The 14232-nt window shown below is 39.0% G+C and carries 11 protein-coding genes; 10 read left to right on the top strand and 1 reads right to left on the bottom strand.

The genetic code is table 11. The features are described 5' to 3' along the window. Positions 1-100: 100 nt before the first annotated feature. From dnaA to H7R46_RS00030, 6 genes are all read left to right on the top strand, one after another. Positions 101-1510, top strand: a complete 1410-nt coding sequence (gene dnaA / locus H7R46_RS00005; RefSeq protein WP_002115442.1) for a chromosomal replication initiator protein DnaA — start codon at positions 101-103, stop codon at positions 1508-1510. 97 nt (positions 1511-1607) lie between these two features. After that, a complete protein-coding gene (gene dnaN / locus H7R46_RS00010) occupies positions 1608-2756 on the top strand; it encodes a DNA polymerase III subunit beta (RefSeq protein WP_069122199.1) in 1149 nt (382 codons plus the stop codon). 14 nt (positions 2757-2770) lie between these two features. Beyond that, positions 2771-3853: a DNA replication/repair protein RecF gene (recF, locus tag H7R46_RS00015; RefSeq protein WP_002115479.1), complete on the top strand. Its 1083-nt coding sequence runs from the start codon at positions 2771-2773 to the stop codon at positions 3851-3853. Between the two features lie 52 nt (positions 3854-3905). Beyond that, complete coding sequence (gyrB, locus tag H7R46_RS00020) at positions 3906-6374, top strand: DNA topoisomerase (ATP-hydrolyzing) subunit B (protein ID WP_002115497.1); 2469 nt, start codon at positions 3906-3908, stop codon at positions 6372-6374. Positions 6375-6409: 35 nt separating this feature from the next. Further along, positions 6410-6802 carry a cytochrome b562 gene (gene cybC / locus H7R46_RS00025; RefSeq protein WP_025465985.1) on the top strand — a complete coding sequence of 131 codons (393 nt, stop codon included), beginning with the start codon at positions 6410-6412 and terminating at the stop codon, positions 6800-6802. 135 nt (positions 6803-6937) lie between these two features. Further along, a complete protein-coding gene (locus H7R46_RS00030) occupies positions 6938-7864 on the top strand; it encodes a hypothetical protein (RefSeq protein ID WP_182924233.1) in 927 nt (308 codons plus the stop codon). Positions 7865-7914: 50 nt separating this feature from the next. Here H7R46_RS00030 and H7R46_RS00035 read toward each other — a convergent pair whose 3' ends face one another. Beyond that, complete coding sequence (locus H7R46_RS00035) at positions 7915-9843, bottom strand: ATP-binding cassette domain-containing protein (RefSeq protein ID WP_064784537.1); 1929 nt, start codon at positions 9841-9843, stop codon at positions 7915-7917. Between the two features lie 253 nt (positions 9844-10096). Here H7R46_RS00035 and H7R46_RS00040 point away from each other — a divergent pair, with 253 nt between their 5' ends. From H7R46_RS00040 to erpA, 4 genes are all read left to right on the top strand, one after another. Then, positions 10097-11101 carry a putative solute-binding protein gene (locus H7R46_RS00040; protein WP_086260978.1) on the top strand — a complete coding sequence of 335 codons (1005 nt, stop codon included), beginning with the start codon at positions 10097-10099 and terminating at the stop codon, positions 11099-11101. 255 nt (positions 11102-11356) lie between these two features. After that, positions 11357-12364 (top strand): putative solute-binding protein, encoded by a 1008-nt coding sequence (locus tag H7R46_RS00045; protein ID WP_002115480.1) that lies wholly within the window; start codon positions 11357-11359, stop codon positions 12362-12364. A 351-nt stretch (positions 12365-12715) separates the two neighbouring features. Next, the gene (locus H7R46_RS00050) at positions 12716-13720 is read left to right on the top strand and encodes a putative solute-binding protein (RefSeq protein ID WP_005804873.1); all 1005 of its coding nucleotides are present in this window, start codon (positions 12716-12718) and stop codon (positions 13718-13720) included. Positions 13721-13844: 124 nt separating this feature from the next. Then, positions 13845-14180, top strand: coding sequence for an iron-sulfur cluster insertion protein ErpA (gene erpA, locus H7R46_RS00055; protein ID WP_002115421.1), 336 nt, complete (start codon positions 13845-13847; stop codon positions 14178-14180). Positions 14181-14232 lie beyond the last annotated feature (52 nt).

Here is a 14232-nt window from a genome sequence, read left to right on the forward strand (position 1 = left end):
ACAGATGTGGATAACTTGGTTAGAATGGCGACCCCTTCTCATCAGGAAGGGTTAATCTTTAGATTATTTGAATTTAAAAACGCAGAAATAGGGGATACACATGCTTTGGACAGACTGCTTAACTCGCTTGCGACAAGAGCTCTCTGATAACGTCTTTGCGATGTGGATTCGCCCATTAGTTGCTGAAGAAGTAGAAGGGACACTGCGTCTTTATGCACCTAATCCTTATTGGACGCGTTACATTCAAGAGAACCATCTAGAATTAATTTCTATATTGGCCGAACAGTTATCAGAAGGACGAGTACGTCAGGTTGAGATTTTAGTTGATTCTCGTCCTGGTAGTATTTTGTCATCAGGTGAGCAGCCAGCAACTACAACTGCTGCTTTGCAAACTGCGCCCCAACAAAGTATTAAAGTAAAAAAAGAACCAGATTCTATTTCCAGTTCACCTACTACTAATAGTGTAGTGAACCCAAAAACACCGAAAAAGAAACTATTAAACCCCCAATTTACTTTTTCTTTATTTGTTGAAGGCCGTTCGAACCAGATGGCTGCTGAAACATGTAGAAAGGTATTAACACAATTAGGTGCTTCACAGCATAACCCTTTATTCTTATATGGTCCGACAGGATTGGGTAAGACTCACTTGATGCAGGCAGTTGGTAATGCTTTATTGCAAGCCAAGCCTAATGCACGGGTGATGTATATGACCTCTGAGAGCTTCGTTCAGGATTTTGTAAGTTCTTTGCAAAAAGGCAAAGTTGAAGAATTTAAGAAAAATTGCCGTTCTTTAGATTTATTGTTGGTCGATGATATTCATCTTTTAGCAGGTAAAGAAGCAAGTTTGGTTGAATTCTTCTATACATTCAATGCATTACTTGATGAATCTAAACAGATTATTTTAACTTCAGATCGTTATCCAAAAGAATTGACCGAGTTAGACCCGCGTTTGGTTTCTCGCTTTTCTTGGGGACTTTCTGTAGGCGTTGAACCGCCAGATATTGAAACTCGTATCGAAATTTTATTGAAGAAAGCCGAAAATAGCGGTGTTGATTTACCTAGAAACTGTGCTTTATTTATTGCTCAGCAAGTGGTTGCTAATGTACGTGAACTTGAAGGTGCACTTAATAAAGTTGTAGCAATTTCTCGATTTAAAGGTGCGCCAATCGATCTTGATGTTGTCCGTGAGTCTTTAAAAGATGTGTTGGCAATTCGTGCACGTACGATTAGTGTAGAAAATATCCAACGTGTGGTCAGTGAATATTTCCGTATTCCGTTAAAAGAATTGGTTGGCCCAAAACGAACTCGAATCTATGCGCGCCCACGTCAGTTGGCAATGGGACTTGCTCGTGAGTTAACTGGTGATAGCTTTCCCGAGATTGGAATGGCTTTTGGTGGGCGTGACCATAGTACCGTAATGCATGCCTGTGAAAAAGTTGTGAGTCTACGAGAAGAAGATCCGATTTTTGACGAAGATTATAAAAATCTACTGCGTTTACTTCAGAGTTAATGAAATAATAAGACGTTGTTGCAAAGTCTACGTAAGTGCAGCATAGTACACAGCTAAAAAATGAAATATTTGCTCCAAGTTGCTAGAGGAATGAATCGTGCGTTTGAAAATCGCTAAAGAAAGCTTACTCAATGTTTTATCGCATGTTGTCGGTGCGGTAGAACGTCGTCATACATTGAATATTCTTTCAAACGTCAAAATTCAGGCTAATGCTCAGGCACTCACCATTACTGGTTCTGATTTAGAAGTCGAGCTGGTTGCCAGTACTGTTTTAACAGAAGGGGCATGCATTGAAGCAGGTGAAACAACTGTTCCTGCTCGTAAGTTGATGGAAATTTGTAAATCATTGCCAACAGCTGCATTGATCGACTTACAAATTACTGAAGATCAAAGATGTATTTTAAAATCTGGTAATAGTCGTTTTGTTTTAGGTACTTTACCAGCAGAAGATTATCCATTATTGACCACTGAAAATAGTCAGGGTACACAAGTACAGGTCACTCAACGTGAGTTAAAGCGTTTATTTGAAAAAACTGCTTTTGCGATGGCTGTACAAGATGTACGTTTCTATTTAACTGGTACTTTATTAGAAATTGATGAAAATCAATTGCGTGCGGTAACAACAGATGGTCACCGTTTAGCACTTTGTGAAATTACAGCTTCTTCTACCTCATCTCAATTGGTTCAAGCAATTGTGCCTCGCAAAGCTGTGGGGGAATTACAGCGTTTACTTAGCATTGAAGATGAACAATTAACGTTGCTTATTGGCCGTGAATTACTAAATGTAACGATTAATACGCCAAGTCGTGATAAAGAGCAGGGTGATATCACTGTTCGCTTTACTACTAAATTGATTGATGGAAAATTCCCTGATTATCGTCGTGTGATTCCACGTGGTGGCGATAAACATGTATTAATTAGCCATGATGTGTTCAAACAATCATTACAACGCGTCGCAATTTTGAGTAATGAGAAATTACGTGGTGTTTTCTTGAATTTTAATCAGGATTCTTTACAGCTACGTGCAAATAACCCTGAACAAGACGAAGCGATTGAAGATTTAGCGATTCAGTATCAAAACATACCGCTTGAAATGTCATTTAATGCACAATATTTACTGGATGTTTTAGGTGTGCTTGATGGTGATGATGTAAATATGAGCATGACTGAGGCAAATCAATCTGTATTGGTTCAAGATCCGGCACATCCTGATCAAACCTATGTCGTTATGCCGATGCGTGTATAATCTGGCTATCTAATATGCATCTTACGCGTTTAAATATTGAACGTGTGCGTAATTTAAAAACGGTTGCACTCCAAGGGTTGCAACCGTTTAATGTATTTTATGGCGCTAACGGTTCAGGAAAAACTTCAATACTGGAAGCAATCCATTTGCTTGCAACAGGGCGGTCGTTCCGTACCCATATACCTAAAAATTATATTCAATACTCTGCTGAAGATGCGATTGTTTTCGCGCAATCTGCAACTGAAAAAATTGGCATGCAAAAGTTGGCCTCTGGTGAGCAGTTGATGAAGGTCAATGGCGATACAGTGGCTACACAAGGACAACTCGCTAAACTGCTTCCTTTGCAGCATATTGATCCACAAAGTACAGATATTATTGACCATGGGGCGAAACCTCGGCGCCAGCTTTTAGATTGGCTGATGTTCCACGTGGAACCTGAGTTTTATTTTGCTTGGCAATATTATTCTCGTGCATTAAAGCAGCGTAATACTTTGCTTAAAACCAGACGGAATATTTCTCTAGCGGATTTAGAGCCGTGGAATAAAATGTTGAGTGATTATGGTGAAATTTTACACTCTCAGCGTTTAAGTATTGTGGAACAATGGAATGTCTTTTTTCAAAATGATTTAAGTCAATTGCTACCTGATCTAGAGATTGAACTGGAATATAGTCCCGGTTTTCATACAGAGCAGGGACTCATGCAAGACTTGCTGAATCAACACCAAAAAGACATCGAACGACGCTATACCGAATATGGCCCACATCGTGCAGATTTGCGCTTAAAAACCCCGTTTGGACATGCTGATGTAGTTTTATCAAGAGGTCAGAAAAAACTCTTGATTATTGCCTTAAAACTGTCACAAATTGCAATGTTACATGCGAGTAATAAGGAAACTGTGGTATTATTAGATGATCTGACAGCAGAATTAGACTTAACCGCACAACAACGTTTAATTGAACGATTAAGCCAACTTGGTAGCCAGGTTTTTATGACAACTTTAGATCATGCATCGGTAAAAAAACACTTACATGATCTGTCTATTTCATATCAATTATTCAATGTTGAATCCGGTCAAGTTAGTCTTGCTTCACCATAATTTTTTGATGTTACCCATCTTTGAATAAACCTATATTTGCTAGGGAGAAACCATGAGTTCAGAGTCTCAATCAGCCTCTCAAACAGAACAAACCAATGAAAAGGCTTATGATTCCTCTAGTATTAAAGTATTACGTGGATTAGATGCAGTTCGTAAACGTCCGGGTATGTATATTGGGGATACAGACGACGGTACCGGTTTACACCATATGGTATTCGAGGTTGTCGATAACGCAATCGATGAAGCTTTAGCTGGGCATTGTGACGAAATTATTGTCACAATTCACGAAGATGAATCAGTGAGTGTTTCTGATAATGGCCGTGGTATTCCAACAGATATCCACCCTGAAGAAGGGGTGTCTGCAGCGGAAGTAATTCTTACGATCTTGCACGCAGGCGGTAAGTTTGACGACAACAGCTATAAAGTTTCAGGTGGTTTGCACGGCGTAGGCGTTTCAGTTGTAAATGCGCTTTCAAGTAAATTGCATTTAATTATTAATCGCGCTGGCCAAGTGCACGAACAAGAGTATCACCACGGTGATCCGCAATATCCATTACGTGTGATTGGTGAAACGGATAGCAGTGGTACAACTGTACGTTTTTGGCCAAGTGAACTAACTTTTAGTCAAACTATTTTTAACGTTGAAATTTTAGCGCGTCGTTTACGAGAGCTTTCATTTTTAAACGCGGGCGTGCGTATTGTTTTACGTGATGAACGTATTAACCTTGAGCACGTATATGACTACGAAGGTGGTTTATCTGAGTTTGTAAAATACATTAACGAAGGTAAAACCCATCTCAACGAGATTTTCCATTTCACTGCTGATACAGAAAACGGTATTGGTGTAGAAGTTGCATTACAGTGGAATGAAAGTTATCAAGAAAACGTGCGTTGTTTTACCAACAATATTCCTCAAAAGGATGGCGGTACTCATTTAGCAGGTTTCCGTGCAGCTTTAACGCGTGGTCTTAACCAATATCTTGAAAATGAAAATATTCTCAAGAAAGAAAAAGTCAATGTGACAGGCGATGATGCACGAGAAGGTTTAACCGCGATTATTTCGGTAAAAGTACCTGATCCGAAATTCTCTTCTCAAACTAAAGAAAAACTAGTATCGAGTGAAGTAAAACCAGCGGTTGAGCAAGCAATGAACAAAGAGTTCTCTGCTTACTTACTTGAAAACCCGCAAGCTGCAAAATCAATTGCCGGTAAAATTATTGATGCTGCGCGTGCACGTGATGCTGCACGTAAGGCGCGTGAAATGACACGTCGTAAAAGTGCACTTGATATTGCAGGTTTACCAGGTAAATTGGCAGATTGTCAGGAAAAAGACCCAGCACTTTCTGAATTATATCTAGTCGAGGGTGACTCTGCTGGTGGTAGTGCTAAACAAGGTCGTAATCGTAAAATGCAGGCTATTTTACCGTTGAAAGGTAAAATCCTGAACGTTGAACGTGCACGCTTTGACAAAATGATTTCTAGTCAGGAAGTGGGTACTTTAATCACTGCACTTGGCTGTGGTATTGGTCGTGAAGAATATAACCCTGATAAGCTTCGCTATCATAAAATCATTATCATGACCGATGCCGACGTCGATGGTTCGCACATCCGTACCTTGTTGTTAACGTTCTTCTTCCGTCAAATGCCAGAATTGGTTGAGCGTGGGCATATTTATATTGCTCAGCCACCTTTGTATAAATTGAAGAAAGGTAAGCAAGAACAATACATCAAAGATAATGATGCGTTGGAAACTTATCTCATCTCAAATGCAATTGATGAGCTATCTCTACATACCAATGCTGAAGCACCTGCAATTACTGGTGAAGCACTGGCGAAAGTGATTCAAGACTATCAAGTTTCACAAAAGAGCTTACAGCGCTTAACTTTACGTTATCCAGCTAGCTTACTGGATGCTTTACTTGAAGTAGAAGCATTCAAGAGTGATCAAAACCATGATGAAGCTTATGTACAACAATGGGCAGATCAGGTACGCGATATCATTACCAGATTACAGCCAAGTTTACGTCCAGAAATCTCTCTAGAGGCATTTGAACGTGAAAATGCTCAAGGTGAAAAATCTGCGCATTATTGGCCGCGTATTACTGTCTATGTTCATAATCTGCCGCATGCGTATTTGCTTGATGCAGCTTTACTGAATTCTGCTGAATATGCACGTTTACTCAAAAACTCGAAGAGTTGGTTCACTTTACTTGAAGACGGTGCTTTTTTACAAAAAGGTGATCGCCGTATTCAAGTGGCTAACTTCCATCAAGTTTGGCAACATATTTTACAAGATTCACGCCGCGGTATGATGATCCAACGCTATAAAGGTCTTGGAGAGATGAATGCTGAACAGTTGTGGGAAACAACAATGGACCCTGAAAACCGTAATATGTTGCAGGTGACAATTGATGATGCGATTGAAGCAGATCGTATGTTCTCTTGCTTAATGGGTGATGATGTTGAACCACGTCGTGCATTCATCGAAGAGAATGCTTTAAATGCGGATATTGATGCTTAATTCATAACATGATTCTAAATCAGTCTAGGGAGAGAATGATGAGTCAGAAATTATTAGCTAGCCTTTTAATTTCATGTGTGTTTTTAGGAAGTTCTGCTGTTTGGGCGGCAGACCTAGAAACGAATATGAAAACTTTAGCTAAGAGTACTAAAGCATTTGCTGAAGCGAAAGATGCTGATAACGCGAAAAAACAGCTTGTTGTAATGCGTGAAGCAGCAGTTTCTTCTAAGCAATATTTGCCGCATAAACTCGAAGGTTTGCCATCAGAAAATGTAAAGGTAAAAGAGTACCAAGCTGGTTTAGATCAGCTTGTTGCCGAAATTGATAAAGTAACTGTTTTAGTTGAGCAAGGACAATTAGATCAAGCCAAAACTGAAGCAATTAATTTAGTCAAAATACGAAATGAAAATCATAGAAAATTTAGATAATTGATTTTTTATGGTAAAGGGCTAATCATCATTAGCCCTTTTTTTGTATCCGAAAAAGCATTTTGTTTAACACGTAAACTATTCGAAGTTATATTCTCTATGCGGTACTTTCTAATAACAATAGGAAATATAATTATGAAAAAGATTTATAAACTTATATTGGGTAGCATTGTTTTTTTCACTAGTGTGTTTCAATTGCATGCTGCGATAGCCCCCACCTTTTATGGAAAATTAGTATTTCATCGTTATAGTGATTATGAGGCATGGGACAGTAGGCTTTATCTTTATAACTTAACAACACAGCAGACCACATTACTCGGTGCAAATTGGAAAATTGACCATATGATGAATGGTCATTTTTCTCCAGATGGAAAATGGTTAACGTTCATGGGAGTTAACTCTGGGCAGCATTATGGTGATGCATGGGATGTATATGTATGGAAGGTCGGAAGCACTGAGTTACCCATTAATCTAACTCAGGGAAATAATAAGCGCGATGAAGACCCTAAATTTATAGATAACCAGCGTATTATTTTTAAACAAAATGGCGATCTAAAAATCATTAAAATGACGGATCGGACGATGACTTCTGTGACTCAAAATGGTTGGGATATAGAAGAATCGATGCCTTATCCGATGGTGAATACCACTCAAATTTTGTATGCAAAAGGTGCTGGAAATAATTCTAGAATTTTTAGTATTGATCAGACGGGTGCTTATGATACACAGCTGACCAATATCGCTTCATATTATCCAGTATGGTGGCAAGGAAGTCGGTTCTTATATGTGCGCTGGTATAGCCCAACAAATCCTCATGACCAGATCTATATTTATGATATGGCTAATAAACAAACTACACGTTTGCCATTTAACAATATTAATTATGATACTTCCGATCCAGCTCCTTTAGATCAGCGTTACATGGTGGTGTCTCTTGCAGGACAAACAGGAAGTCGAGGCGGATACGATTTATATATTGCAGACAGCTTATCAAGCAATGTCTGGCCTTTACCGATAAATACCAATTTAAATGAATTAGGGGCTTTTTATACGCCTTATTAATCAATAAAAAAGCCGATTAAGAAATCGGCTTTTTTATTTTAGAAAATGGATTAATCAAAAGAAGCTTCCATTTCTTCTAATTCCATCATGAGTTCCAAAAGCTGCTCTTCATGTTGCTCAAGTTTAGCTTTCAGCTCTGTCTGCTCATTCATAAGTTTGAGTAGATCATCCTTACGTGCAGCCTCATATAAAGATGTGTCTGCTAAGGATTCTTCAATTTTGGCGAGCTGAGGTTGTAGCTTTTCAATTTGTGATTCAACCTTTTCAATATTTTTACGAATAGGTCGAGTCTGTTCACGACGACGAGCTGCTTCTTTACGCTGTGCTTCTTTATCAACTTTAGCAGGTGCTGGAGCGGCAGAGGACGAATTATTCTGTGCCACAGCAGTCTGAGCATTGATTTGTTGCTGACGTGCTTCACGTAGCCATTTAGCATAGTCCTGTAAATCACCCTCGAACTCAGTACATTTACCGCCGTGTACTAAAAGAAGCTCATCACATACACTTGCAATAAGTTGACGTTCGTGGGAAACCAGAACAACGGCACCTTCAAAATCTTGTAATGCCATGCTCAGTGCATGACGCATATCAAGATCTAAATGGTTTGTTGGTTCATCGAGAATTAAAACATTTGGACGCTGCCATACAATGAGTGCTAGGGCTAAACGAGCGCGTTCTCCACCAGAAAAGCTTTCACATGGTGTATCCATGCGTTCACCACTAAAGCCAAAACTCCCTAAGAACGAACGTAGAGTGGCTTCACTGATTTGTTTATCTGCTATACGGGCAAGCTGTAACATTGGGCTAGCATGACCATCTAAAGCATCCATCTGGTGCTGCGCAAAGTAACCAATATTAAGCAGCTCGGAAGCTTTACGTTCACCTGCCAAGAGTGGTAAATCACCAACCAAGCTCTTAATCAATGTTGACTTACCTGCGCCGTTCATACCCAGTAAACCAATACGAGAGTTTGGTGTAATTTGTAATCTGATTTTTTCGGCTATCTGTTTATCACCATAACCAATGCTGGCATTGTCTAAAGTCAGCAAAGGTGAACTCATTTTAGTCGGTTCACGGAAACTAAATGTAAACGGCGTATCTACATGGGCTGGTGCAAGTTGCTGCATGCGCTCAAGTTGTTTAATACGACTTTGTGCCTGACGAGCTTTAGTCGCTTTTGCTTTAAAACGATCAATAAACTTTTGTAAGTGAGCACGTGTTTCTTGCTGCTTTTCAAAAGCTTGTTGTTGCTGGGCAAGACGTTCACTACGTGTGGTTTCAAATGTAGAGTAGTTTCCGGTGTAAAGTGTGAGTTCTTGATTTTCAATGTGAAGAATATGATCTGTAATCGCATCTAAAAAGTCGCGGTCATGCGAAATTAGAATGAGTGTACCTTCATAGGCTTTAAGCCAATCTTCTAACCACAGAATTGCATCCAAATCTAAGTGGTTTGTTGGTTCATCCAGTAAGAGTAGATCAGAACGACTCATGAGGGTACGCGCCAAATTTAAACGCATACGCCATCCACCCGAGAAGCTCTCAACGTTCAAACGTAATTGATTTTCTAGAAAACCAAGGCCTGCCATGAGCTGCGCAGCTTTAGAGGGCGCTGAATAACCATGGATTTCATCAAAACGGCCATGCAATTTAGCCAGTTCAAAATTAGTCAGTTGATCTGGTTGAGCAAGCTTATTTTGAATATCCCAAAACTCTTCATCACCTGAAAGAACAAAATCAATTGCAGGCATATCTAGGGCTTTTACTTCTTGGGCCATATGCGCCACGGTCCAGCCTGTAGGACGAGTAAGTGAACCTTCATCTGCACCTAAACTTCCAAGTAATGCAGCAAATAAGGTCGATTTACCTGCACCATTTACACCAGTTAGACCAATCTTCCAACCTGGGTGTAATTGCATAGACGCTTTTTGAAATAGAACACGTCCACCGCGGCGTAAAGAAACTTGGTCAAATTGAATCATCTTATTGTATCGAGGTGAGTTAGGGATGCTGTATTTTAAAGAGAACTGCCGATGAAAACAAAACTTTCCGGATTTTAGTGAGTAGCTGTTAATAATTACATATATCAATACATTCTAAATTTCGCTATTCATCCGAAATTTTCAAAATATTGAACAAGATAGAATACTTTTAAAAAAATATGGCTAAAATAAAAACAGTTTAAAATTTGGTTGATTAATGAGCTACTAATAAAACTAGACTAAGGAAAGTCAAATGAAAAAAAGATTGGGGATAATTGGTGCAGTATTTTGCTGTGCTGTGGGGACAGTACATGCTGGGCAAAGTGTCTGTGTGTTTGATTTATTAGGAAAGTCAGGTGAATCCTATAAAATGATGGAAGAGTGGGCGCTTGCAGCGAAAGAATGGCAAGCAGATATCACTTTAATTCCATTTCAAGATGAAGGCTTAGTTGACCGTAGACTGCGTGAAGGAAAATGTGACGCCGCTTATATGACCTCCATGCGGGCGCGAAATTATAATAAATTTGCAGGTTCAATTGATGCGATTGGAGGGGTAACCAGTAATGCAATTGCCCAAAAAGCTATTAGTTATGTTTTAGATAAGCGTAATAAACATCGCATGGTGACTGCACAAAATGGAACCAATTACGAGGTCGTCGGTATTGTCCAGATTGGATTAGCTTATTTATTTGTGAGAGATAAAAACCTCAACTCAATTGAAAAAGTACGTGGGACTAAGTTTGCTATTTTGCAATATGACGCAGCACAAAAAATTATGGTGGAAAGCGTTGGCGCTCAGCCCATTCCCTCAGAAATTACCGATTTTGTGAAAAAGTTTAATAGTGGCCAAGTCGATGCAATTGCGGCACCAGCCTATGCTTATAAACCTTTAGAGATTGGTAAAGGGGTTGGCGTGAAAGGGGCAATGTTTACTTTCCCCGTAGTTAACGTTACGGGTGATTTAATTGCCCGAAGTGATAAGTTCCCCACAGATTTCGGTATAAAGTCACGTGCTTGGTTTATACAAAAATTACCTCAGAATTTTGTCATGATAAAACGGCTAGAAATGGGCGTACCCTCAAAAATTAAAATTAATTTTTCAGCAGAAGACAAAACTAAATATCAAAAAATTTTACGTGAAGGTCGCCTCAGCTTAACAAAACAAGGTGTATACGATGCAACAATGATGAGTGTGCTAAAGCGTGCCCGCTGTACAGTTGAACGGACAAATTTTGAATGTACGCTTAATGGAGAGTAGTTTATTTTTTAAACACAAAAACGCTACATATATTTCAAAGCTGAATATGGGTATGAAAATTGTGAATATAAAAAATAACTTACGGAAAATTAGCGATTTTTCCTTTTAATAAATAATTTAAAACCAACAAACAATGGTTCAATGAGATAAAAATATTTGAGTAAAAGCTCTATTTTTTTCTAAAAAACATGATTAATATCTGTGTTTGAAAGGAAACTTCAAACAAAAAATCTGTTCCGTGGAAGGATGAAGAAAATGAAAAAAATCGTACTTGCTATGGCTGCCGCTTCTGTTGTTGGTTTTTCTGCTTCAGCGCAAGCAGCGAGTACCGTATGTGTATTCGACCTCTTAGGAAAAGCAGGCGACTCATATAAAATGATGGAAGAATGGGCTCTTGCTGCAAAAGGCTGGGGTACTGAAATTAACTTAGTTCCTCGTCAGGATGAGGCTGTTGCCGATAATGATTTTAAAGCGGGTAAATGTGATGCTGTAGCAATGACAGCAATGCGTGCACGCCAATATAACAAATTCGCAGGATCTATCGACTCACTCGGTGGTGTTCCAAACAACCAAATCGCTCAACGTGCAATTACTTATGTATTAGATGCACGTAATGCAGCAAAAATGACCACAAATATGGGTGGTAAAAAATACGAAGTTGCTGGTATTTCTCCGCTAGGTTCAGCATTCATTTTCGTACGCGACAAAAACATCAACTCTGTTGAAAAAGCTGCGGGTAAAAAATTCGCTGTACTTGGCTATGACGATGCACAAAAAATTATGGTGCAACGTGTAGGTGCTCAAGCAGTTCTTTCTGATATCTCAAACTTTGCTGCTAAATTTAACAATGGTCAGGTAGATATGGTAGGTGCACCTGCTTATGCTTACAAACCATTAGAGTTAAATAAAGGTTTAGGCGCAAACGGTGTAATGTGGAACTTCCCTGTATTACACGTTACAGCAGATCTAGTATTACGTTCTGATAAATTCCCAGCTGGTTTTGGTCAAAAATCTCGTGACTGGTTTGTTAAACAGTTACCTAAGAGCTTTGCAATGATCAACCGTTTAGAAGCGCAAATTCCTGGCAAATACAAAATGAACTTAAGTGCAGAAGACAAACTTAAGTATCAAAAAATGTTGCGTGATGGCCGTATGGACTTAACTAAACGCGGTGTTTACGATGCTGGAATGATGTCTGTACTCAAAAAAGCGCGTTGTTCTGTAGACAAAGCTAACTTTGAATGTTCAATGCCTGGTGAATAATCCTAATTTCTTTCAAAAAGCCTAGACTGAGTTCTAGGCTTTTTGTTTTATATACGCTGTCAGTTCTGCCATTGTGGTTAGTTAGAAAGACGTTAAGCTAAATTTAGATAAAAACTTCATAAGGAAACATGAAGGTATAAAAATAGATCAAGGACTTGAGTGATTAAAATAATTGCTAATAGATAGGTCATTCGCTATCTATTTTTCAGGGAAATAAAATCATAAAAGCAAATACGGTCTATACAAATATTCCATCATGATTTTTATATGAAGCCTATCCGATTCATACCTGATGGTGTGAAATTTCTTGGTATCGAAAAACAAAAACTCCACAAGGAAAGGAAAAAGAATATGCAATTTTCCAAAACGCTATTACTTGCGATGGGACTTACCACAGTTTCTTTTGCAGCCGAGGCTAAACAAACAGTATGTGTTTTTGACTTCGTTGGAAAAAATGGCGACGTTTATGCGCTGATGAAGGATTATCAACTTGCCGCTAAAAACTGGGGAGCTGATATCGAGCTTAAAGTAAACCAGAATGAAGCCGTGATTGCTGAAGATTTTAAAGCGGGTAAATGTGATGGTATTAGCGTGTCAGGGATGCGTGGTCGCCAATTTAACTCATTTACTGGTTCATTAGACGCAATTGGAGCGATTCCTGACCTCAAGCTTGCTGTAAAAGTGATGCAAGGTCTAGCGAGTCCGACTTTTAGTAAATATATGGTTAATGGTCGCTATGAGGTTGTCGGTGTTATTCCGGTTGGTGATGCTTACCTTTTGGTAAATGACCGTAGCATCAATACAGTAGCGAAAGCTGCAGGTAAGAAAATTGCTGTGCTTGATTATGATGAAGCACAAAAAATTATGGTTCAGCAGGTCGGGGCACAGGCGGTTAGTGCTGACGTAACAAATTTCGGTGCGAAATTTAATAACCATCAAGTTGATATTATTGGTGCGCCAGCAGCAGCATTTAAACCTTTGGAACTACAAAAAGGTTTAGGTACAAAAGGTGCGATCGTGAATTATCCAATCTTACAGGTCACAGGAAATATTATTATCCGACCTGATAAGTTTCCAGCTGGTTTTGGACAGAAATCTAGAGAGTGGGTTTCAGGTCAGCTACCACGTGCTTTTACCATCTTGGGTAAGATGAAAGCTGATATTCCACAAAAATACTGGATGGATGTCCCAGCAGCCGATAAACCGGGCTACCAAAAGCTCATGCGTGAGTCTCGAATTAACCTTACACAACGTGGTGTATATGATAAACGCATGATGAAACTATTATGGCAATTCCGTTGTAAGCAAGATGCTAAAAACTTCGAATGTGGCTTACAAGACGAGAATTACAAATAATCTTGATAAAAATACTCAAGATTCGCTTTAAACTTCGAAGACAGACCCTATATTGATTATGCTATACTCAATATAGGGTCTTTTTTATTTTGAAAGGCACAGCAAAATCCGAGGAACAATCATCATGAATGCCCAAGCTCTAGTTTTGACAGATAATGCTGCCAATAAGGTACGCCAACTCCGTGATAGTGAAGGGAATGACGATCTCATGTTACGTGTATATGTAACGGGAGGCGGGTGTTCAGGGTTTTCGTATGGCTTCAATTTTGCTGAAAGCGTAAATGAAGATGATGCAGAATTCGTAAATGGCGATGTAAAAATGCTGGTTGACTCACTTAGCTACCAATACCTCATTGGTTCAGTAGTTGACTATGTAGAAGGTCTTGAAGGTTCGCGTTTTATCGTACAAAACCCGAATGCAACAACAACATGTGGTTGTGGTTCTTCATTCTCGATTTAATAGAATTTTAAAATTTAAAAAACCTCTCTATTTTGAGAGGTTTTTTTATTGA

It is taken from the genome of Acinetobacter sp. BEC1-S18-ESBL-01 (assembly GCF_014169935.1).
Classification (GTDB): Bacteria; Pseudomonadota; Gammaproteobacteria; order Pseudomonadales; family Moraxellaceae; genus Acinetobacter; species Acinetobacter pittii.